The sequence below is a fragment of the Hahella ganghwensis DSM 17046 genome (genome assembly GCF_000376785.1).
GTDB lineage: Bacteria > Pseudomonadota > Gammaproteobacteria > Pseudomonadales > Oleiphilaceae > Hahella > Hahella ganghwensis.
Map to the genome: position 1 here is coordinate 48,443 of NZ_AQXX01000112.1, position 21,228 is coordinate 69,670.

General features: G+C 48.0%; 24 protein-coding genes and 1 riboswitch. Of the genes, 17 read left to right on the forward strand and 7 right to left on the reverse strand.

Annotated elements, in window-relative coordinates:
* Positions 1-48: 48 nt before the first annotated feature.
* Positions 49-504 carry a flavodoxin domain-containing protein gene (locus F566_RS0113035; RefSeq protein ID WP_020407434.1) on the reverse strand — a complete coding sequence of 152 codons (456 nt, stop codon included), beginning with the start codon at positions 502-504 and terminating at the stop codon, positions 49-51.
* A gap of 260 nt (positions 505-764) precedes the next feature.
* Here F566_RS0113035 and F566_RS0113040 point away from each other — a divergent pair, with 260 nt between their 5' ends.
* Complete coding sequence (locus tag F566_RS0113040) at positions 765-1,220, forward strand: EVE domain-containing protein (protein ID WP_020407435.1); 456 nt, start codon at positions 765-767, stop codon at positions 1,218-1,220.
* Between the two features lie 40 nt (positions 1,221-1,260).
* Here the strand turns inward: F566_RS0113040 and F566_RS0113045 are convergent, their stop codons facing one another.
* Complete coding sequence (locus tag F566_RS0113045; RefSeq protein WP_020407436.1) at positions 1,261-2,334, reverse strand: GGDEF domain-containing protein; 1,074 nt, start codon at positions 2,332-2,334, stop codon at positions 1,261-1,263.
* A 1,049-nt stretch (positions 2,335-3,383) separates the two neighbouring features.
* Positions 3,384-3,492, reverse strand: a riboswitch (SAM-I-IV-variant riboswitch).
* A 431-nt stretch (positions 3,493-3,923) separates the two neighbouring features.
* Between F566_RS0113045 and F566_RS0113055 the strand changes: the two genes are divergently transcribed.
* The 4 genes from F566_RS0113055 to F566_RS32785 all read left to right on the forward strand — a co-directional run bounded on the left by F566_RS0113055 (position 3,924) and on the right by F566_RS32785 (position 8,445).
* Positions 3,924-5,489, forward strand: a complete 1,566-nt coding sequence (locus F566_RS0113055; RefSeq protein ID WP_026179975.1) for an inorganic phosphate transporter — start codon at positions 3,924-3,926, stop codon at positions 5,487-5,489.
* Positions 5,490-5,644: 155 nt separating this feature from the next.
* Positions 5,645-6,526 (forward strand): hypothetical protein, encoded by an 882-nt coding sequence (locus F566_RS0113060; protein ID WP_020407439.1) that lies wholly within the window; start codon positions 5,645-5,647, stop codon positions 6,524-6,526.
* 10 nt (positions 6,527-6,536) lie between these two features.
* Complete coding sequence (locus F566_RS32780; RefSeq protein WP_020407440.1) at positions 6,537-6,992, forward strand: DUF488 domain-containing protein; 456 nt, start codon at positions 6,537-6,539, stop codon at positions 6,990-6,992.
* Between the two features lie 184 nt (positions 6,993-7,176).
* Positions 7,177-8,445, forward strand: coding sequence for a DUF1835 domain-containing protein (locus tag F566_RS32785; protein WP_020407441.1), 1,269 nt, complete (start codon positions 7,177-7,179; stop codon positions 8,443-8,445).
* A 26-nt stretch (positions 8,446-8,471) separates the two neighbouring features.
* Here F566_RS32785 and F566_RS32790 read toward each other — a convergent pair whose 3' ends face one another.
* Entirely contained in the window at positions 8,472-10,721 is a 2,250-nt protein-coding gene (locus F566_RS32790) for a YgiQ family radical SAM protein (RefSeq protein WP_083921079.1), read from the reverse strand.
* 255 nt (positions 10,722-10,976) lie between these two features.
* Here F566_RS32790 and F566_RS0113080 point away from each other — a divergent pair, with 255 nt between their 5' ends.
* From F566_RS0113080 to F566_RS38340, 8 genes are all read left to right on the forward strand, one after another.
* On the forward strand, positions 10,977-11,504 hold the full coding sequence (locus F566_RS0113080; protein ID WP_020407443.1) for a hypothetical protein: 528 nt from the start codon (positions 10,977-10,979) through the stop codon (positions 11,502-11,504).
* A gap of 213 nt (positions 11,505-11,717) precedes the next feature.
* Positions 11,718-12,278: a phosphatase domain-containing putative toxin gene (locus F566_RS0113085; RefSeq protein ID WP_020407444.1), complete on the forward strand. Its 561-nt coding sequence runs from the start codon at positions 11,718-11,720 to the stop codon at positions 12,276-12,278.
* Between the two features lie 48 nt (positions 12,279-12,326).
* A complete protein-coding gene (locus tag F566_RS0113090; protein ID WP_020407445.1) occupies positions 12,327-12,728 on the forward strand; it encodes a hypothetical protein in 402 nt (133 codons plus the stop codon).
* A gap of 118 nt (positions 12,729-12,846) precedes the next feature.
* Positions 12,847-13,110 carry a DUF6966 domain-containing protein gene (locus F566_RS32795; protein ID WP_020407446.1) on the forward strand — a complete coding sequence of 88 codons (264 nt, stop codon included), beginning with the start codon at positions 12,847-12,849 and terminating at the stop codon, positions 13,108-13,110.
* Between the two features lie 175 nt (positions 13,111-13,285).
* Entirely contained in the window at positions 13,286-13,753 is a 468-nt protein-coding gene (locus tag F566_RS0113100) for a hypothetical protein (protein ID WP_020407447.1), read from the forward strand.
* A 136-nt stretch (positions 13,754-13,889) separates the two neighbouring features.
* Positions 13,890-14,417 carry a hypothetical protein gene (locus F566_RS0113110; protein ID WP_020407449.1) on the forward strand — a complete coding sequence of 176 codons (528 nt, stop codon included), beginning with the start codon at positions 13,890-13,892 and terminating at the stop codon, positions 14,415-14,417.
* A complete protein-coding gene (locus F566_RS0113115; RefSeq protein ID WP_020407450.1) occupies positions 14,414-14,953 on the forward strand; it encodes a hypothetical protein in 540 nt (179 codons plus the stop codon). The genes F566_RS0113110 and F566_RS0113115 overlap by 4 nt, the downstream gene beginning before the upstream one ends.
* Positions 14,954-15,150: 197 nt before the next feature.
* Positions 15,151-15,321, forward strand: a complete 171-nt coding sequence (locus F566_RS38340; protein WP_425402010.1) for an SEC-C metal-binding domain-containing protein — start codon at positions 15,151-15,153, stop codon at positions 15,319-15,321.
* Between the two features lie 63 nt (positions 15,322-15,384).
* Here F566_RS38340 and F566_RS35445 read toward each other — a convergent pair whose 3' ends face one another.
* Positions 15,385-16,248, reverse strand: a complete 864-nt coding sequence (locus tag F566_RS35445) for a hypothetical protein (RefSeq protein ID WP_020407451.1) — start codon at positions 16,246-16,248, stop codon at positions 15,385-15,387.
* A 124-nt stretch (positions 16,249-16,372) separates the two neighbouring features.
* On the opposite strand from F566_RS35445, the gene F566_RS0113125 reads away from it, so the two are divergent.
* The 3 genes from F566_RS0113125 (at position 16,373) to F566_RS0113135 (ending at position 17,846) form a co-directional block, all read left to right on the forward strand.
* Positions 16,373-16,747, forward strand: coding sequence for a hypothetical protein (locus tag F566_RS0113125; RefSeq protein WP_020407452.1), 375 nt, complete (start codon positions 16,373-16,375; stop codon positions 16,745-16,747).
* A 71-nt stretch (positions 16,748-16,818) separates the two neighbouring features.
* Positions 16,819-17,370: an RNA 2'-phosphotransferase gene (locus F566_RS0113130; RefSeq protein WP_020407453.1), complete on the forward strand. Its 552-nt coding sequence runs from the start codon at positions 16,819-16,821 to the stop codon at positions 17,368-17,370.
* Positions 17,371-17,387: 17 nt separating this feature from the next.
* Positions 17,388-17,846 (forward strand): GNAT family N-acetyltransferase, encoded by a 459-nt coding sequence (locus F566_RS0113135; protein WP_020407454.1) that lies wholly within the window; start codon positions 17,388-17,390, stop codon positions 17,844-17,846.
* 39 nt (positions 17,847-17,885) lie between these two features.
* On the opposite strand, the gene F566_RS0113140 is transcribed toward F566_RS0113135, so the two are convergent.
* Positions 17,886-18,773, reverse strand: a complete 888-nt coding sequence (locus F566_RS0113140) for a LysR family transcriptional regulator (RefSeq protein WP_020407455.1) — start codon at positions 18,771-18,773, stop codon at positions 17,886-17,888.
* Between the two features lie 157 nt (positions 18,774-18,930).
* Between F566_RS0113140 and F566_RS0113145 the strand changes: the two genes are divergently transcribed.
* Positions 18,931-19,557, forward strand: a complete 627-nt coding sequence (locus F566_RS0113145) for a methyltransferase domain-containing protein (protein ID WP_020407456.1) — start codon at positions 18,931-18,933, stop codon at positions 19,555-19,557.
* 21 nt (positions 19,558-19,578) lie between these two features.
* Here the strand turns inward: F566_RS0113145 and F566_RS0113150 are convergent, their stop codons facing one another.
* Entirely contained in the window at positions 19,579-20,370 is a 792-nt protein-coding gene (locus F566_RS0113150; RefSeq protein ID WP_020407457.1) for an acyl-CoA thioesterase, read from the reverse strand.
* A complete protein-coding gene (locus tag F566_RS32805) occupies positions 20,367-20,930 on the reverse strand; it encodes an alpha/beta hydrolase family protein (RefSeq protein ID WP_020407458.1) in 564 nt (187 codons plus the stop codon). Before F566_RS32805 ends, F566_RS0113150 begins: the two co-directional genes overlap by 4 nt.
* Between the last annotated feature and the right edge of the window lie 298 nt (positions 20,931-21,228).

Consider the following 21,228-nt stretch of genomic DNA (forward strand, 5'->3'; position numbering starts at 1 on the left):
ATAAGTCCAGCTAACTTGCTGATAATCGTTATCCTCTCCTATCCGAGACTAAAAGCTATCCAGTTGACGAGCCCACTCTTTGGCCCACGGAACAGCGACTTCTTCAGGATCTGCTGTTTCCTGAGCGTCAATTTTCAGCAGAGGAGTTAGCGGTTTGGCGGCCAGTTCGGTGAAGGCTTCAAAAATCAGATCTCCGGCACCTCCGTAGGTGTCGAAGTAGGAGCTGTCCCCAAGAGTAATGACCCCAAAAGGACGTCCGACAATATTGGGAAAATCGTTAGTCAGTCCGATATATAGAGGCGCAATATTGTCCGGCAGGTCGCCGGTGCCGGTTGTCGAAGTACACACCAGGATCGCGCCTTCAGTTTGGGTAACAGAGTCCAATGTGGGAGCGTCATGCAATTCGGCAGTATAACCCTCTTCCTGCAGGGCGGTGCGAATGGCTTTAGCGGTTTCCAGTGCAGCACCGTAAACGGAACCGACACAAATAACGATATGTTTCACAACATTCCTGACAGGTAAGTGGCTGAATATCGGATATTAATCCCGGGCGGCATCTGAACTGGCCGACGTATGGAGTTGCCTATTATACTGACCTCCCCAGGCCCTGTCAGAGACCTCCAGAGGTGGATTCGTTACCAAGCAGTCTATCTTTGTAACAGAGATCGAAAGTGTTAAGTCAGTCACACTTTTCGGCCGAAGGGGCGGAAAGGGCGAGAATTAGTGGTAGAGATGACGTGGGAGAGAGGTAAAGGAGATTGAGTATGCAATACTGGCTAATGAAAACTGAGCCGGACACCTTCAGCGTTGAGGATTTACGTCGATGCCCTGAGTCTGTCAGCATGTGGGAGGGAGTTCGAAACTACCAGGCGCGGAATTTCATGAAGGATATGAAAGTCGGTGATCTGGTGATGATCTATCACAGCAGTTGTCCTGTCCCTGGGATCGCCGGTTATGCCGAAGTGTGCCGGGAAGCTTATCCGGACCCTACAGCCTTTGATCCCGAGTCACCTTATTACGACCCCAAGAGTGACTCTGATAAGCCGCGATGGTTTTGCGTCGATGTTAAATGGCAGAAGTCTCTGGATGACGTCATTCCCCTTTCCAGGCTTAAAAGCGACCCTGCGTTAGCGGAAATGGTGGTGGTAAAACGGGGGCGCTTATCAGTGATGCCGGTGACTTCCGATGAATGGGATCATATTACGAGCCATTTTGGCTAATTCTGCCTACGGCTACCCGCCGATCAACTTCATTCGTGCTTCAGGCTGTGTTAATCGGCGTATTTTCTGGTTTTTGAACAACCATCGGTATGACCAGGTTACGACCTTTTAGCTTGGCCTGATATAAGTTGATATCAGCCTGTTTAAGCATGGAGCCCAGTTCCTTGGTCTGGCTGATTGAGCAGACGCCGCAACTGGTTGTAAATGATATTTTCTGACCTTTGTATGTCAGCGCGGCGGCTTCAACACGCTTTCTGAACCTTTCCGCTGTTGCCAGTGCCTGTACCATTGATGTATCGGGCAGCAATACCAGAGACTCCTCTCCACCCCAGCGGGCTGCGGTGTCCACTTTGCGGCAGGATTCCCTTAAAAGATGGGCAAATTCCACCAGGACGTAATCGCCAGCATCATGGCCATAGGTGTCATTAATGTTTTTGAAGTGGTCGATATCCAGCAGAATGATGGAAAAGTAACTGCCGTGACGTTTGTAACGAAAATATTCTTTTTCCAAATGTTGTTGCATGTCGCGCCGGTTAGGTAGCTGCGTGAGTTCATCTGTCCTGGCAGCCTGCTCGTAAAGCCGTGCCATGCTGATCAGTTCCTCTCTGGCCTGACGTCGGGAATAATCCATGACGAATGAAAATACAGTGACAAATGAGATACTCGCTGCAAAGCGGAGCTGGAAATCGGTCGGGTAGGTCGCCCTGATAACAGGCAGGTCCGGAAACCTGAAGACGATGAATATCAGTATTGCCATGATGCCCATCATGACCCAACCCTTGCGTAATCCGATGATATAGAAGACGAAGGGCGGAAATACATAGAACCAGAGAATGCCGGTGTTGCTTTCACCTCCTGATGCGATGAGGTAAAGGCACAGGGCGCCGACCAGCCATAAAAAGATCGATCGGAAGTTCCCGCTGTTCTGAGTTCGGTCAAATACCATGACATTCAGGATCATGACCATCGCAAACCCAAAAAGTGCGGCAGAATGTAATGGGTGCTCTGAAAACCAGGATTTGATGCCTATTGCAATGGCGGTCGCGGCTGCGGCGTAGGCAATACTCTTAATGACCTTGATCACCCGCTTGTCTTCATCAAGCAGTGTATTCACGGTTTTATACTTCTGATTATTGCTATTTTCTGTCATTCAATGGCGGTGCTTTATTGTTTTGTCGAGTTTGTGGACTTCCTTTACCTATCTAGCATTGTGATAAGCGCAGAGTCTCGTGCCTAAGCGTAGTGTTTATCCAGCAAGTGTACGCATGCGTGCAGGGCGGTTGTCTATCGGGCAAAAAGCTAAAGCATGGTTGGCAGGCTTAAACCCGGGCCTAGTCAAGTTGTCCGTCACTCTGCTGGTATCGCCGGTCGCTGCCTGTCAAATCCAATACGTTAAGCGATATTGACTTTCCTAGGCCGACCACCGGATATGTTCAGTATAGGCAAAGTTTGGCAAAGTGGAGGTTCACTAACGTATTGGTTTGGGAATGTTTTCCGGAGGCAAATGGTTTGAGGACGGAAAGCGGTATCCGGCTGAACACTTCGTTTGTGTTAGTAGGCCGGATGTCACATCTTTGTCATTTCACCGCTCAACCCGCACTACGGGAAGCGAGCTCACATCCATCCAATAGGATTGGAGCTGGTTTGAATAGGGCAGATCTCGTGTAGGGATTCCTGAGACAGTGAATGGCTAATAAAGTGCTGTGCTTTTTCAGTTTGCTGAAACCGGAACGAGCTGTATTTGGATCTTCCGCAACGATCCCGGTACTCAACATATAACCAATAGCACTGATTTAGATGTCCCGATCTGCTTCTTTTGCCCCCTGATGCCATCCAGACGTACAGGTCGCATTGATAAAGCTCAGACCAGACAGGTAGGGACTGTGATAAAAAGCGTTCACTGTCGGGTGAATCTGCTTCTAGGTTGGCTGTATTTTGCATAGGGTTCTCCACGAAGTTTGGTACCACGTGCGAGAACTGACGAAAGGGCTTACCTGTGAGTTGTCAGGGATGACCACATCCCAAAACCAGATTAACCGTTGTTTATGTCGTTCCCGCCTTGCGGGGATTAAGTACCTTTTAATGACTTGCTGCTGATAAAAAGCAGCTAAACGAGACCGGGGGTCATTTACCTTGCGGTAACATCCCCTTCGTAATTCGTTTGGTCATTAACTGGTTTGACATAAACAGTGTTTTATCCGTTGGTTTTGGCACCACCTTGCCCAGGTCGGCAGGTTGGCGAGGACCGTCAGTCCTTCTCTTGATGCACGAACGCTTCGAATGTATATAAAATGATCATGGATTTCAATAGGCTGAACGGCAAAATTAGAAAAAACTTGAATTGCTGCCTTTTCGGTTACTTTCCCTGTTCATCCAATCTGATATAGAGCCAGTTGCGCTTCACCTCGGTATAGAGGTGAAGCGAGACCCTAGCGTAACCTGACCGATATAATGTTGCGCGCAGTCGCGCACGAAATAGAGAATAAGGAAGAAAGTAAAGCGAACTCGGTTTTACCAATATTATCCCCTGCGAGGAGAAGAGTGGGCGCATTATAAATTTAAGGCGGACTGGATAGGTTGTTGATCCTAAAGGAGGCCTAGTCTGGATGGGGGGGAAGGCCAGGCAAAATCGTCTTTTGATATGTAAATCGGATGGCGGTTTTGTTACAGTTGCGCCCTCAAAATTTGTGGGGGAAAGCACCTATGGAGTTTCGTAGCCTCGGCCAGTTGCAGGACGCAACTCAATCAGTTACCCAGGATGTGGCTCGACTAGGTTTCGCACTTCTTTTCATTTTCGGTATTTTTATCTACACCGGTTTTCAGACCCAGGGAATTGAGGGGGGGTATATTCTGGTTGCTGCTGCCATTATTGGCGGCTATATGGCCATGAATATTGGTGCCAATGATGTGGCAAATAATGTGGGGCCGGCTGTCGGTTCCAAAGCGTTGACGTTGTTTGGCGCATTGATCATCGCAGCGGTATTTGAAGGTGCCGGAGCGATTATCGCCGGAGGTGATGTTGTCGGTACCATTAAGAAAGGAATTATCAATCCGGATTTTATTGCCGATGCAGATACTTTTATCTGGTTAATGACGGCGGCTTTATTAGCCGGTGCGCTTTGGTTAAACCTGGCGACCTATATCGGGGCGCCGGTCTCGACAACCCATTCCATCGTTGGTGGCGTTCTGGGAGCCGGTATTGCTGCCGGTGGATTTGCCGTTGCGGACTGGGGGCAAATGGGAGCCATTGCGGCAAGCTGGGTGATTTCCCCGATGCTTGGTGGTCTCATCGCCGCCGTTTTTCTCTATTTTATCAAGCGAGCCATTCTCTATAAGGAAGACCGTATAGGGGCTGCGGTTCGTTATGTTCCGCTTTTGATTGGCATCATGGCCTGGGCGTTTATTTCATATCTCCTTCTGAAAGGCACCAAGAAGATCATCAAATTGGATTTTGGTACCGCCCTTTTGATTGGTGGTGTTGCTGCCACCATTATTTCTGGCTTGCTGATTCCTATTATCAAGAAAGCCGGTTCCAAGCTGGAGAATCATCGGGAAAGCGTGAACAGGCTGTTTACGATTCCGCTTATTTTCGCCGCTGCGATGCTGAGCTTTGCGCACGGGGCTAATGATGTCGCCAACGCAATTGGTCCACTGGCTGCAATCAATGATGCGGTGATAAATCATGGCGTGGTCAAGTCCGCCTCAATTCCATTGTGGGTGATGGTCATTGGTGCGACAGGTATCGCTATCGGATTGTTGCTGTACGGCCCGAAACTTATTCGGACGGTAGGTAACGAGATTACCGAACTGGATAAAACCCGGGCATTCTGTATCGCTCTGGCTGCTGCCATTACGGTCATTATCGCCTCGCAGTTGGGCTTGCCAGTCAGTTCCACGCATATTGCTGTCGGTGCTGTGTTTGGGGTGGGCTTTTTGCGTGAATATCTGAAAGTCAGTTATGCCAGCCAATTGCACCAGATTGTTGATAATCATGCAGGCATTGAGCGGGAGAAACTGCAGAAGTTTTTGGATAACTTCCAAAGCGCCACTGTAGAAGACATGAAGCTCATGTTGAAGGAAGCCAAGAAAAACAAGGAAGAAGTCCCGCTCACCAAGAAAGAGCGTAAGCGACTGAAAAATGTTTATAAAGAGGAACTGGTGAAGCGTGCGAGCCTGAAAAAGATAGTGGCCGCATGGATCATCACGGTTCCCGCTTCTGCTGTTCTGGCTGCCATCATTTTCTTCTCCATTCGCGGCATGATGCTGTAAAGGCCTATCCATAATAGGTACTGGTCCCAAAGTGGGCCAGTACCGTATCCTTAACTAATTGGAACTAAATGATTTCTGGCATCATGTTGGTGTCGGTCGGTGGTTGAAATCCAATCAATTACCGTGCAGGGAGACGTTTGAATCAGGAGATAAGGATGCAACCAATGGTGATATACCATGGCGGTGGATGTCTGGATGGGTTTGGCAGTGCGCTGGCAGCCTATTGCTATTTCAATTGTCGCGAAGGGCTGGATGTGGAGTATTATGCGGCCCAACACAATGAACCGCCCCCCAATGTAATGGATCGTGAAGTCTATCTGCTGGACTTCTGTTACCCCCGCTCGACCATGCAGACCATATGCGAGGCTGCTTCAAAAGTCACCATTCTGGATCATCATATCAGCGCTTACGAAGATTGTAAGGGGCTTGATAAAGACTTTCCTCACCTGGAGATGGTATTCGATATGAACCGCTCTGGGGCAGTGATCACCTGGGAATACTTTCACCGGGAGCCTGTCCCCAGGTTGTTGCAATGTATCCAGGATCGGGATCTGTGGAACTGGACAATACCCGAATCCAGGGATGTCACTGCTGCCTTGGCGTCTTACCCACAGGAATTTGATGTCTGGTTACCCTGGTTGGATGAACTTCCTTTGCTGGAAGATCTGGCCCGGGAAGGGAAAGTGATCAACCGGTATCGCAATTTGGAAATTATTCAATATAAAAAGCGGGCAGCCATTGGGCGAATCGCTGGGTTTGATGTGCCCATTGTTAATTGTCCGACAAATATTGTCAGTGAAGTTCTGGGTGAATTGGCTCAGGGGCATCCCTTTGCCGCCGGTTATCTGGATAAGCCGGAGAAGCGTATCTGGTCTCTTCGCTCATCTGCCGAAGGGGAGAATGTGTCCCGCATCGCTTCACTCTTTGGTGGCGGAGGGCACGCGAGAGCTTCGGGGTTCTCTACTCCCTTGTCTGCCTCAACACGTCGGCTGGAGGCTCCTGGACCAGCATCTGACCTCGCCAAAATAGGTACCTGACTGGCTCAAGATGGACACAGCAGTACCCGGGGGAAACAGGCTTTATAGTATCGGTTACGTCTACCTTGGTCCGGAGCTGGGGCCGCGATCCAAGGATCCCGCTCATTATGATGAACGCAAGCAGGTCCAGTTTGACCGTTTGATGCAGGCGGACCTGTTCAAATCCGGAATCTCTCGTCTGAATGATGGTATGTCGAAGGGATATACCATTGCATTGAGCTGTGCGGAAAAAGATCCGGCGATCTGCCATCGAAGCCTTCTGGTCGGTTGGTCGCTCAAGCATCAGTATGGCATCGAGTTGCAGCACATTCTGCATGATGGGCAGGTCGAGACTCAGACCTGTTTAGAACATCGGTTGATGGAGACCACGGAAACCTACCCGGATATGTTGATGGATGAGTCTGAGGCGATCCGAGCAGCCTATACAAAACAGTGTCTGGCATGCGCCTATCGTATACCTGATTGACGCGATCTATGGGGTTTTGTCCGGGATTGAGTTTTAACTTCATTGACGGTATCTTCTTGCGAGTGCGGGATCGACGCACCCAGGCTCGCGGGAAGAGTTTAACTCACGATCATTTTATACAGCTTCAGGCATCCCTTTATGTCCTGCACGATGCGAGCACAGGTCGAATAATGAGGGTTGTCTTATGTCGCATTCTTCTCTGGAAGCTCCGCGTCTATCGCTGGAGTTTATTCGCAAACGCGCCAAACGTCTCCACAAACGATTTTTGCAGGGAGACGAAGAAACGCGGAACTGGTTTTACCAGAATCATCCTCTAGCTTCGGATCGGCGGCAAAGCGGACAGCCAATAAAACTGGCAGATATCCAGTGGGCGATATCTCGTGACTATGGTCTGCCGAGCTGGCCTGCGTTGGTAAAGCATGTCAATGACCTGGAGTTTCATCGCAGAGCAATTGCCACAACAGCGCCACCTCTGGACACGGATTCCACGTTACATCTTCGTTGCGGCAGTGATATTCGCCAGGGACTGAAAATCGCTGGGTTTTGCGGTGAGTTTCTGGAGTTTTCAGATCCCTTTTGTCAGGGACCGGTGCCGGTTTCAAATCTGCTTGAGGCTCGTGTCCAATTTATTTCTCAGGCTTATAAGTTGCCGAAACAGGAAGTCGAAGTCCGTCAAAAGGAAGAATACCAGGCATTATCCGAATGCTGGGACCGATATGAAAGGGTTGTGCTCTGGTTTGAGCATGACAGCTATGATCAGCTGATTCTGGTCTACATACTGGCTCATATGCCTGAGTCTGCGGTGGATAAAACCTCCTTGATCAATATCGACCGTTTCCCCGCGATAAAGCGCTTTCATGGGTTAGGCAATCTAGACCCGGAAGGGCTGAGGTCGTTATGGAAGCAGCAGATAACGGTAACGTCCGGGATGAAGGGCAAGGCAAAAGGGGTATGGCGGGCGCTGACGTGCGAGTCACCGGGGTTGCTAGAAGCGGAAATGAATAGTGATTCCAGCGATCTACCGTTTATGGCTGGAGCTGTTCTGCGACATCTTCAGGAATTGCCGAGCCTTTTCAATGGGCTGAGTCTGACCCAGCAATTAACATTGGAAGCAATGCGGAACGGTCCTGTCAGTGGAGGTCAGATATTTGGTCATCTGGTCAGGGAAACTGAGCCCAGAGTTTTTCTAGGGGACCTGATGTTTTTTGCTGAACTCAATAGTATGAGGGCGGCAAGGAGGGTGCCGTTTGATGTTGAATTGAATGAAGCACCACAACCCTGGCCAAAACGAGTGCTTAAACTCAACGACACGGGTAACAAGCTGTTAACCGGCGAGCTCGACTGGAGCCAGTGTCACCCCCCTGAAAGATGGGTTGGAGGTGTGCGACTGGCTGCGACTCCCTGGTATCGATGGTATATGGCAGGAGGAAAGTTGGAGCTGACACAGAAATAAGGTGTTGTTCCAGCTCCGATTAAAAGCTACCGGCGTTTTCGTTTGGGTTTGCTTCCGTTGCCACTCTGGCGCGGAGGCAGGCCGGTATGCTGGGTCAATATGGTACCTTTACGAGGCCCTTTCTTGCGTGTGCCGGAAGACGGTAAATTGGGTTTGGCCTTTGCCGCAGGCTTTCCGCCCTGGCTACCTTTGGGGTGTAGTTTAGACCCATACTTTTTGGCGCTTGGGTGATTTGCCGGTTGGGTTGGCGGCACCAGGTGTTTTTTTCCATACCCGATCAGGTGAGCTTTACCCATGCGCTCGAGGGCTTCCCGAAGCATTGGCCAGTTATCCGGATCGTGGTAGCGAAGGAAAGCCTTGTGCAATCGGCGCTGGCGCTCACCTTTTGGGATCACCACTTTGCTTGTCTTATAGTTAACCCGGTGTAGTGGGTCCCGTTCTGAGTGGTACATGGCCGTTGCACTGGCCATTGGCGATGGGTAGAACGCCTGAACCTGGTCTGCCCGGAAGCCGTTGGACTTCAGCCATAAGGCAAGATTCATCATGTCTTCATCGGTCGTGCCAGGGTGGGCTGCAATGAAGTAGGGAATCAGGTATTGCTCTTTGCCTGCTTCACGTGAGAAGCGATCGAACATTTCCTTGAACTTGTCGTAGGTTCCCATGCCAGGTTTCATCATTTTCGACAGGGGGCCGTCTTCGGAATGCTCAGGGGCAATTTTCAGGTAGCCGCCAACATGGTGGGTGACCAATTCCTTGACGTATTCCGGATCTTCCACGGCCAGATCATATCTCAGGCCTGAGGCGATCATGATGCGTTTGACACCTGGTAACGATCTTGCCCGGCGATATAATTGGGTTGTCGCACTGTGGTCTGTTTTCAGGTTTTTGCAGATAGTCGGGTAAACGCAAGACAGGCGACGACAATGGGCATGAATCACTTCGCTCTTGCAGTTCAGGTGATACATGTTGGCCGTAGGGCCTCCCAGATCGGAGATCGTGCCGGTGAACCCTGGCGTCATGTCCCGGATCTTTTCAATTTCGCGGATGACGGAATCTTCCGAACGACTCTGAATCCAACGCCCTTCATGCTCTGTAATGGAGCAGAAGGAGCAGCCGCCAAAACAGCCCCGCATGATGTTCACCGAGAATTTAATCATGTCGTAGGCCGGAATCCGGGCACTACCATAGGCTGGATGTGGAATCCGTTGGAAGGGGAGGTCGAATACCTCATCCATTTCCTCTGTCGTCAAGGGAATGGCGGGAGGACTTACCCATAGGTATCGTTCCCCATGCTTTTGCACCAGTGTCCTGGCATTGGCCGGGTTGGTTTCCAGGTGAAGTACGCGGGAGGTATGAGCATAGAGAACCGGGTCATTGCGTACTTTTTCATAGGAAGGTAGCAGGATGAACTCCTGCTTGCTGCCGGGAGAAGGCAAAATGTGAAGGACCTGTTCTTCCACTTCGTCGTTGGCGGCCTGGGATTTGGTGGAGCAGGAAGAGCCGTCACTGTTTTCCTCATCTGCATAATGATAAGGATTGGGAATTGGATCAACGCGGCCAGGCTTGTCTACGCGAGTAGAGTCTTTTGCATTCCAGTCACCGGGAAGCTCAGAAATGATGGCCGCGGTACCCCGGATATCCAGCATGTCCTTCATGGCTTCGCCACGGGATGCCCGGTGTGCTATTTCGGCAATCGCTCTTTCTGCATTGCCGTATACCAGCAGGTCGGCTTTAGAATCAAAAAGCACTGAGCGCCTGACTTTGTCGGACCAGTAATCATAATGGGCGATACGCCTTAAGCTGGCTTCGATGCCCCCGATTAACACAGGTACATCGCTAAAGGCTTCTTTGCAGCGCTGGGTATAGACCAGTACGGCCCGATCCGGTCGCTTACCCCCTTCATTGTTGGGGGTGTAGGCATCATCATGGCGTAATTTTCGGTCGGCCGTGTAACGGTTGATCATGGAGTCCATATTGCCGGCAGACACCGCATAGAAAAGGTTGGGTTTGCCCAGGCGCATGAAGTCCTCTTTTGAGGACCAATCCGGCTGTGCAATAATCCCTACCCGGAACCCCTGCTTTTCCCAGGAACGCCCGATAACGGCCATACCGAAGCTCGGGTGGTCAACGTAGGCGTCACCACTAATGATGATAATGTCACAGCTGTCCCAGCCAAGCTGGTCCATTTCCTCCCGGGACATGGGCAGAAACTCAGCTGTGCCGAAGCACTCCGCCCAGTATTGTGGATGGGAAAATAGCCTTTGCGCTGTGTGCATAATGATGAAACCGGGTTGATCAAAAAATGGCCGAGTATTTTACTCGATTATTAGATAGGGTGCGAGGTATCTCACATAATTTAACGTGGTTAGGGGGATTATCGACAATTTTCGATACAGCAGGTTATCTCGTCACAGATGTATCAGTGTAATGTAAACTTGCCCCTGTCAGATGTGTTATTAGAGAGGAAAGGTGGCTCGATTTGTCGTTCAAGCCTCTTTCGTTCTTCCGACAGCCCGTGAGCAGGATCAATCATGTACTATCGCTTTATTTCCAACCCCCAGCACCCGGTCCAAACGGTCACAGAAATTGAAAAAGGCTTCTCTCCCTGGGATATTCTCACGGGTAGGGAAATTGCTCCACCTGAGAAAAAGCCTGAGTATCAATTGGATGCAATAGATATTCCTTTGAGTAATGGCTATGGCCATTTTCCTCTTATGTATGAGAATTATGGTCTTATTCGGCAAGATCTTTTTGATTTAATTGACGGACTTGGGGCTAAAAACCTCCAGATATTTGATGCCAATATCAATGGTTTGAACGGTAGGGAAGATTTTCCCTGTTTTGTTAGCTTCAATATCGTGGGTGTGATTGATTTTGAACTGCTCAGAACACTCTCCGGCTCTTATTCTGAAAAAATCGTCATTGAGCCTAATGATTCCAATATGATCTTGCTCGATGGAGATGACGGGGCCGGGAATTTCCTGTTTCATGAAGTTCTGAAGTTGCAGATCGAGGCAATTTTTCCCGATCAAGTCAGTTTTAAAAAAATAGGTTTATAAATATGAAGAGCAAGTTGATACCTGAGACCGATTATGTTTCGGATAAGGGGCGGACAACTTCAATAATTGTCAGGCAACACCCATTGGGTTGCTTGCCGTAAGTTTCATGGTAAGTCTGTTGATTGGAGTTGATCCGATACATTTACTTTCCGGGCGAGTTCAGGTTTCAGGTCAGTGTTGTTCAAAGAAGACCAAGTTTGATGGAGAAATAATATGCTGAGGGTAAATGCAATGATTGCATTGCTAATGTTCACTTGCTTGGTTTTCGGTGAGCCCCGAGTTCGGCCAAGTGAATGGGCTGACCCCATCATCGGCGCCCAACTTCATAACATATACAAAGTGAGCGACAAGCTATACAGGTCTGAACAACCGGATGAAGAAGAATTTAAGGAGTTGTCGGAACTGGGTATTGGCGAGGTTTTGAACTTGAGGCAGTATCATTCCGATAACGAGGAGGCGGAAGGCGTAAATCTTAGACTCCACCAGATTAAGATCAGTGCCGGAGATATATCGGAGGAGCAGGTGATTGCGGCGCTCCGGATTATTCAGAACAGTGAATCTCTTATCCTTGTTCATTGTTGGCATGGCTCAGACAGAACCGGTGCAATTGTCGCCTCATATCGAGTCGTGGTTGAAGGATGGTCCAAAGAACAGGCCATTGATGAGCTGATCAACGGTGGTTATGGCTATCACGAGAGTATCTACCCGAATGTTGTCGATCTCATTCAGAGTCTGAATGTTGAGCAAATTCGTCGAGAGATTGGTCTTCTATAAGATCGGAAGAGGGTTGTTTTCAATTGAGCGGGATATTAAGGGCATACGATGAGTTTTGATCTGGGAGTATTTTACACGGAGAGCCCTCATACGGACGAAGAAGCTATCGAACGATATATAGCTTATTGCGAGATGGATGATTTGACTCCCTATATTGAACCAAGTGAAAAAGTTGGTGCGTTCTTAAAAGAATTAACCGATCAATATCCGCAAATTGATGATTGGCCGGAGGCCGATATTGATGAGTGTCCCTGGAGTATCGCTTTTGATGTATCTGAGGGGCATATACTGATGCCAATGGTATTTTCAAGAGCCGATGAAATGTATCAAGTGATTGTCAGCCTTGCTGAAAAACATGGATTAATATGTGTGGATCCCCAATCAAGCCGAATCGCTTATGCACCATCTGGCATGCGCAAACAGGAAAAGCCATGGTGGCAGTTTTGGTGAACAACAAATAGAGCTGAGACATTGTTCTCCTCATTGGTAACTAAGTTGATGCAGCCGGATCGGTCAGAGTTAAGAGCTGTCTACAAACTCCCCCCCCCCCGTTTTTAGGTAATTGATCGTGTATGTCGAAATGCTGGATGAATTGATATCCCTGTTGGAAAAAGCTGAAGTCAGGCATTGGGCAAACTGGTTCAGGAATGCGAAAGAACTATTTGTTCAGGGGAATGCCGAGAAGTCCTATAAGAAAGTCCTGGGAGCATATGGAGGAATGGGTAGCTTTAATGATGTTTATTGGAGATTGCCTGAAGAAGATGAGAGAAGGCATGATTTTCTGAAGGATGAAATAAGAATGTATGCGGAATCCAAACTTCACTCTCGATAAAGATATCGATAGACCACAAATATTGGTAAAGATATTCCTATAGGAATGCCGCTCATTTTCATCTTCGGATATATCAATACGACTGATCGGCGTTCGCGTCGGGAGTTTAATTAAAATATATGTGGATCTTCATAAACCAAGTCGTGCTGTCATAACCACGTGTTAAGGAGAACCTGTGTCATTCGATTACGAAAGAGTGTTTGATTTTGTTGAAGAAAATAGAGATAAGCTGAGCTTGTCTGAGTTTATGGTATCTGTGATTGACGCTTGCGAATTGTCTGAATCAAGTTCTGAGTGGGAGTTGTTTCGTAGCCTGGACTACCAAACAGAAATATCAAACCTTAATCACCACTTAAATTCAGTGTTAACAAAAGAGTCCGCTAACTACTCCGAGCTGGGTATATGGTTTGGAATCTACAATCCAGTTTTAGATAGCGGTGAAGTCTCTGCAGGTATCTCCTTTAGTATCTCCTCTCATTATGATCCCAATGATGAGGACTTATCCTGGGCGAGTAATTCCGAGAATGTCCTGGGTATTGAAGACCTTAATCAATTATCATGGAAGACATCTATAGGATTGCATATCATGATTCCAAATTGGGTAATAAGGCAGAATATGCTCTTTGCCTGGCCTATGGGGTAATGCTTGCGCAAGTATCAATGGAAGAGCTTAAAGCGACATTTCCTGAGCTGAGGCTTGGGTATGCGGTTGGCTTTGATTCTGGAGACCTGCTTAATGCTGGCTGGGTTTAGAGTATGAATAACTTGGTGGTGTAGTTATGAACGATAATCCTTATAGAACTCCTGATGCCGTGCAGGAGAATACGAAAGAAAATAGCTCCAGCGGTTTCATGAAATTCATAAAGGTATTTTTTATTGTTATTGGCGTGATCGTAACGCTTTTAATTGGGCTCATTTCTCTATTGTTTATTACGTCACCTTCTTATGAGGATGTAGATGAAGAGACCAAAGTGGTTGTCGAGACCGTTATTCCTCATCTGACAACCTGGGATTATGAAGAGTTTGTTCCTTACCTACACCAGTCCTTTATTGATAGTTCGCCAGTTGAGCAACAGGTCAATGTGATGAATTCCTTCAGAAAGTTGGGGGAATACCAATCGCATTCCGAGCCTCAGAGACAAAATTGCATGTCTGGTACCACTGGTGAGACATACTCCAGGTGCAACTACACCATCAATGCTGATTTTGCTAATGGGAATGCTGATATTTTTCTGGGTATGGTCAAGCAAGGGGAGCGGACCTTAATTATCCAGTTACAGGTAAACTCGGATGCGTTTATGGAATGAATATACGCATCATACTTTATCTGTTTTTTCTCTTCTTCATGGGCTGCTATAGCGAGTTTTCAATTGAGGACTATGAAGTCGGGGCTAATGGAGAGCCGCCAAAGATCATGGAACCTGTACACCGGATTGAAATGGTTGCTGACGAAAGAAACTTTGTTCTGGCAATGGGGCTGATTCATGCTTTTTTGGTTGAGAACCGGTTTGAGCCATATTACTCAGATTGTTTTGATGATGTGCTTGATATTAGAAAGCATAGAGATGGATTTCCGTGTATTGGCCTGATGGCGGAGCGTGGAGTGCCGGCAAAAATGTATCTGAGGGTTCGGTTTGACGAAGTTCTTTTTCATCAGCTCGATGGAAAAAATCGATTGAAATATACCGTTGAAATCTATTCAATTAGCAACTCTTCGGTAAAGTCTGCCGTCAATCGTATAGTCGACGTTCTCCGTTCAGATGTTTACCCCAAATTGAATCAACTTACTACTTCGACAGAAGCGCTTGGTAATGCAACGCTATCTGATGGAAGTTCAGAGTAGTTAAAGATGCTGTAGGGCTGTCTTTATATTCCTCTATTGGATTGTACTGTCATGTCCTCGCGGTAAGCCTTCTACCGGATATGAAGGCACAGAAGTAATGATAGAAAGGAGAAATGTTATGAAAACTCAATACGAATATCAGGAATGCTTTCGAGGTCACAAGTAAGCGTCGAAAAGGATATCCATCCGAAACGCAGGTGAAGAAGGGTGACAGAGTTGTCCATGGAGACAAGGAGTTGTTAGAAAAACTGGGGAGAAATGATCCCTGTCCCTGTGGCTCCAGGAGGTTATTTCAAAAACTGTTGCCTGAAATCGGGTTGCTTTTGACGGTGCTAACCGCCACTACTATCGCCGTTAGATTCGGTTAGATGGGTCAGCAAATAATATCCAGCATGAGGCGCTGTTCTCATGCTGGTTTGTGGATACGCCGATTACTTAACGGGAATAAGCTGTAGGTACCGTTGAAAGTATATGGATTGATGGTATACCGAATCAGATAGATATTGAACTTCGCCCAGCCCAAGTTTCTTCATGTCCTCTATTGTGAAGCCCCATCCGCGCTTGCCGCTGGCTTCGAAGGCTGAGAGGTGTTCTGGAAGCAAGCCATAAATAGTAAATTGACTGTTGATTCCGAGCTCTTCGAAAAACTTGTGCTCGTCCTTCTGGGATTGGCGGGATCGAGCAAGCTCTCGCGCAACCTCCTCATCCAGAGTCGGGTTTCCTTCTAATTCAGGCATTGCCATCAGCATCGCTTGTCTGACTTCTTCCTGTAAAATATCCTCGCCGGTTTTGTCAGGTGCACTCATTGCCAGCACGTCAAACTGGGACTCTGATCCATGCCAGCCAACGAATGCACTTTCCTGAATCCTCTTTATTTTTGCTGCCGGAAATATATAGTTGGCACAGGAAGAAAAGCATCCCCCCTGAACTTCCAGTATGGTGATATTGTCTTTAACCCAACGACCCATCTTGCGGCCATAAACGGTGTCGCCACCGCTGGAATTGATCACTAAACGGGTTAAAGAACCTGGTTGAAGGCCCGCTGTTACCGCCTGAAAGCTATCCCAACTGACCTCTGAAATATTACCGCTGTAGTAGAGTGTGTCGCCGTCAATATGGATGGAAGCTGGTGATTTCTGGCTAATCGGATGTTCATCAGAGTGTTCGCCACTTGGCTGGGTCTGCCCCTTGTGAACAGAGCTGGTATCGGAATTGTCTGAAGCGTGCGTGGCCATTGAAAATAATACGATACCGGTGAGAAAGCCTGGAATCAGCACTCTTGAAACACCAACCATATTAGAAGTTCCTTTCAGTGGGGTGGGCAATGGAATAGGCGCGGGATTCTAACGCAGAGGGTAGGTTTCGGTATATAGTGAGGACCCGTTAGATTTACCTGTTAGTAGAATATGGAGAAGTCCTTTGAATATCTGGATTTTCAGCGCAGGTGTCATCGCGTTTTTCACAGCCTTGGTGCATATCATTGCCGGTCAGATTGATCCCGTGAAGCCTTTTCTTCATTCGGAATTGGCAGAAGTACCCAAGGCAACACTGCTTTCCTGTTGGCATATGGTGTCATTGGTGCTTGTCCTGTCATCAGTTGTATTGCTCTATGCGGGTTGGGTAGATGCTTCAGATCTAGGAGTACTGGTATTCGCGTTGTCGAGTGCCTATGTCGGATTTGCAGCGGTGTTTATTGGTGTGGGCTGGTACTTTTTTGGTTATCGCACGTTGATCAGGCTTCCACAATGGGTGTTGCTGATTCCCATCGGGTGTTGGGGTGCCTGGGAACGATGATGCCCTGAGATGAGGTAGGAGTTGTTTGGTGGCAGATATTTTAATCTCAAGACTTCAAACACAAATAAAGTATGAATAAAGATATTACAAAAACGAGTAAATTTTTGAGTTTTATACTCAGGCACGAACCACAGGCCATTGGAATCACTTTGGATGAAAACGGCTGGGTAAATATTAATGAATTGCTGGAGGCTGCAAATGCCTCTGGTAAAAGTATAACCAGGGAACTGCTGGACGAAGTGGTATTTACCAACGACAAACAGCGTTTTGCCTACAGTCCGGATGGAAGCCGGATAAGAGCGAATCAGGGACACTCTGTAGAGTCTGTGGACCTGGCTCTGTCTCCGGTAGAGCCGCCGGGCTTCTTGTTTCACGGTACCGTTGAAAGGTTTCTCGATGACATCAGAGAGTTTGGACTTAAAAAAATGAATCGTCAGCATGTTCACCTTTCTGCCGATATCACTACAGCCAGATCTGTGGGCGGGCGCAGAGGCAAGCCTGTAATTCTAAAAATAAGCGCCGGTCAGATGTTTCAATCCGGCATAGAGTTTTACCTGTCTGCGAATGGTGTCTGGCTGACGGATTCTGTGCCGGCGGAATATATTTCGGTTGTGAGCCAGTGAAAATAAGGAGAAGTGAAATGAACGGACACTCAATTAAAATCGAGCCTGCCGGGAAAGGTGATTATGGGCAACTGATCCAGGTTTGGGAGGCATCGGTGCGGGCTACTCACGATTTCCTGGCTGAAGAGGATATTCAGTATCTCAAACCATTGATTCTGGAACAATACTTTGATCTGGTCGACCTTTGGTGTGTTAGAGGCGATAGCCATGAACAGGGAAGAATACTTGGATTCTGTGGTGTAGCAGAGGGTAGCCTCGAAATGCTCTTTGTTTCACCCGAGTGTCGGGGGCAGGGAATTGGTAGCGCACTCTGCGGCCACGCAGTAAGGGTGTTAGGTGTTGTAAAAGTGGATGTTAATGAACAGAACCCACAAGCGAAAGGTTTTTATGAGAGTCTGGGTTTTCGTATTGTGAGTAAATCACCAGTGGATGGCCAGGGCAAGCCTTATCCTATTCTCCACATGGCGTTGACCTGATTTGGGAGATATTTGCCTGAACAAGTGCATGCTTTCTGGTTAAGGGAGCTCTTTGGCCAGAAAATCAAATACCGTTCTGACTCGGAGATTCATTTTCAGTTCACGGTGAGAGACCAGCCATACTTCCCCTTTAAACACCTCATAGTCTGGAAGAATTCGCTCCACGGTCGGGTCCCGGTCACCAACATCTACTGTCATGACACCTATTCCCAGGCCTTGCTTAGTCATTTCCCAGTGAACCAGATGATCGTCTGTTGTCAGTGGGAAGTTTTGCTCATTAAGGCGAAAACCCTGTTCAACAAGTGCCTCAATATAGGCATCATTATTGGTGATAAACCCCAGGAAGTGGGCATCAGAGAATTCTTCAGGAGACTTTGGGTGCCCCAATTGTTCCAGATATTCAGGTGTGGCATACAAGGCCGCCATCAAGTCTCCCTGCCGCATCGCGATCAGGTCTGGTTGTGTCGGCCTGAAATTTCGTATGGCGATATCTGCTTCACGGCGTTTTAAATCGCTGGCGCTGTTTGACGCGATAATCTCCACTTTGATTCCTGGATGCAGTCTTTTCAGTTTGCGAATAATCTTAGGGAGCACAAAAGCCGACATGACTTCAGTGGCTGAAATGATGATATTGCCTTCAATACTGTTGGCCTGACCTGAAGCAGCCAATGACAGACTATTGGCAGCTTCCCCCATGGCCTTGACGTATTCCAGAAGTTCTATTCCATGGGGGGTTAGTTCCAGCCCTTTGGGACCTCTTTCAAATAACGCCACACTCAGCTCTTCCTCCAACGCAGCAACCTGCCTGCCAAGAGTGGGCTGGGACATGCCCATAGCTCGGGCGGCAGCTGAAAGAGATCCTTCTTCTGCGGTTATCAGGAAAGCCCTGGCTCTATTCCAGTCGAATTTAATTGATCGCCAATCCATACAAATATGCATATCAGTAATGCGAAGATAGGTATGTTAACAATATTTTTGCATAGGTAGAATTTGTCGGCATGAAGTTATTTAACTGTTGGCTTTTTGCTAAAGCGACTCAACCAGCAGAGTTTCCTGCCGCTATGTTCGATATGAAGAGGATACTATGGATTATTCGATAAAGTTCTGGGACAGAATGGCTGATCGATATTCCCGGCAACCGATTTCAGATATTCCCGCCTATGAGAAGAAGCTGTCGATGACCCGGAAGTACTTTCACTCGAAAATGAAAGTACTCGAATTTGGTTGCGGGACTGGTTCAACAGCGTCACTTCATGCGCCATTGGTAAGCAGTTACCAGGCTATCGATGTATCTCCGAAAATGGTCCAGATAGCCACAGATAAACTGAAAGAAAATCCAGCTGAGAATCTCACCTTCAGGACAGCCACACTGGACGATTTTCAGGGTATCGAAAACGAATATGATGCCATCCTGGGATTGAACATTCTGCACCTTCTGGAGAGGCCTGAGGAGGCCATTCAACAAGTCTTTAATATGTTAAAACCAGGGGGCGTTTTTATCAGTAATACAGCTTGTCTGAAAGATACCCGACCTTACCTGAAACTTATTACCCCCATTGGTAAATTGTTGCGATTGATACCCTATGTGAAATTTTTGTCCCGGGTTGAGTTGGAGGAGCAAATGGAGAAAGCAGGTTTCACTATCGCTGAAAAATGGGTTCCGGATACATCCAGGGATGTGTTCTTTCTCATTGCGTTGAAACCAGATTAAGCAATGATTCCTTTAGGTTGATTACCCAAAGATACAGACGGTTTGCCTGCTGATGGCAACGGGTGAGCCTGTATCGTCCCATATTGACGCATCAATGTGGCTGTAGCCATCTACGGCATGCTGAATATGTGCCTCATATTGCCACCAGTCACTGGCAGTTTTATCTTCTGGCAGGTCTATGAAGTTGATCGTCCAACTCAGTGTACTGCCTGCAGCAGGTCTGTCCATCATTGAAAACGTTGCGGGTGGCCAGGCATCTGTCAATGCGAGCAGTTCGGCAATACTGATCGGTGTGTTCACTACTGACTTCTGTTTTATCCATCCACCCATCACTGATTGTCGAGACCCCATGAAAGGCATTTTTCCCACGGTATAACGGTAATCAAAGTGATCCGTAAACTCTGGTGTCAGGTTGGGAATGAAAGGAAATGCCTGAACCTTTGACGGCGGTAACGTCATCGGTGCCTTTTCGTATGTTACTTCGATGGAAGATTCTCGAGCGTCGCCAAAGCCCGCCATCATGACGGAACAGACCTGATCATTCTGATAAGAAGTGACCTGGATTTGTGTGGCTGACTTCCCCTCTCTGAGTTTTGTTACGACCATATGCATTTGTCCAGGAGCTATTGGTGCCGCAAACGTTATCAAGAGGGAACGCAGGGGACGGTTTCGGGTAACGGATTTGGGAATCCTTTCAAACATGATGGCCGCTATCAGCCCTCCAAAAGTGGCGCGCCCTTGCCCCCAATGTTCTGGAACAAAGGCGGTCATTCTGTCTGTGTCTACTGTTGTCAGGATCTCTTGCAGGGTCATATTTGTTCCTCTGGTATGAGTGCTGCTATTTCCCTGGTTGAACGTGTCTCAGCGAACTCTGATGATCTTTTGAGTTGTCTGTCGAGAAATTGGGTTACCCGTAATGAGTACTCTCTTGGGCTGGCTTTACAGGCAAGTGTGTGCTCGGCATTCGGTACGCGCCAGAACTCAGTGTATGTCCTCATTTGCAATACTTCCCAGAGCAACTGTCCGTCTTTGACTGGCGTGAAATTATCTGCGTCACCGTAGATGAGTAATATGTTGGGAGTACCAACGAGCTTTTCTGCGGCGTAAACAGGGCGCAGACGGCGTTCACCTGCCGGATACAACAGCATTGACAACTGAATTCCCATTCTGGGGATGGGGTAGCGACGCCAGAAATGTAGCAACGTTGGAAAAGAAGACTCCAATACAGCCGCCTGGAAAGGGTGCTCTTGATGAGACAGCGCGCATATGCTCATGGCAGCCCCCATAGAGGAACCCATCACCGCGATCGGGAGGTCCGGGTACTCTTGCTGCAATGCCTGTCCGGCAGATAAAACGTCCAGGGGGTAATCCATGTTGGTAGGGGTAGTGACCGGGTAGCTGCGATAACCGCCAACTTTTTTTGCAGGTGATTTTTCTACGGGAAATTACGGTTTGAGGTTGGTTTGTGATGGCGAAACCGCAACTTTCTGCGTAAATGCCTCAGCAGTGGTTATCATCCAGTTCAATCAGTCGCTTGTTCATGTCTTCTGGATGCTCCCAATACACCTTTCCTTTTCTGGGTGCGATTTGAAGGGTTAAATGCTTGGCGATGTCGTCATCGTCGCAGTCAGGTGCGCCAAGCACCCATACTGGATAGTCAGAAACGGAAGC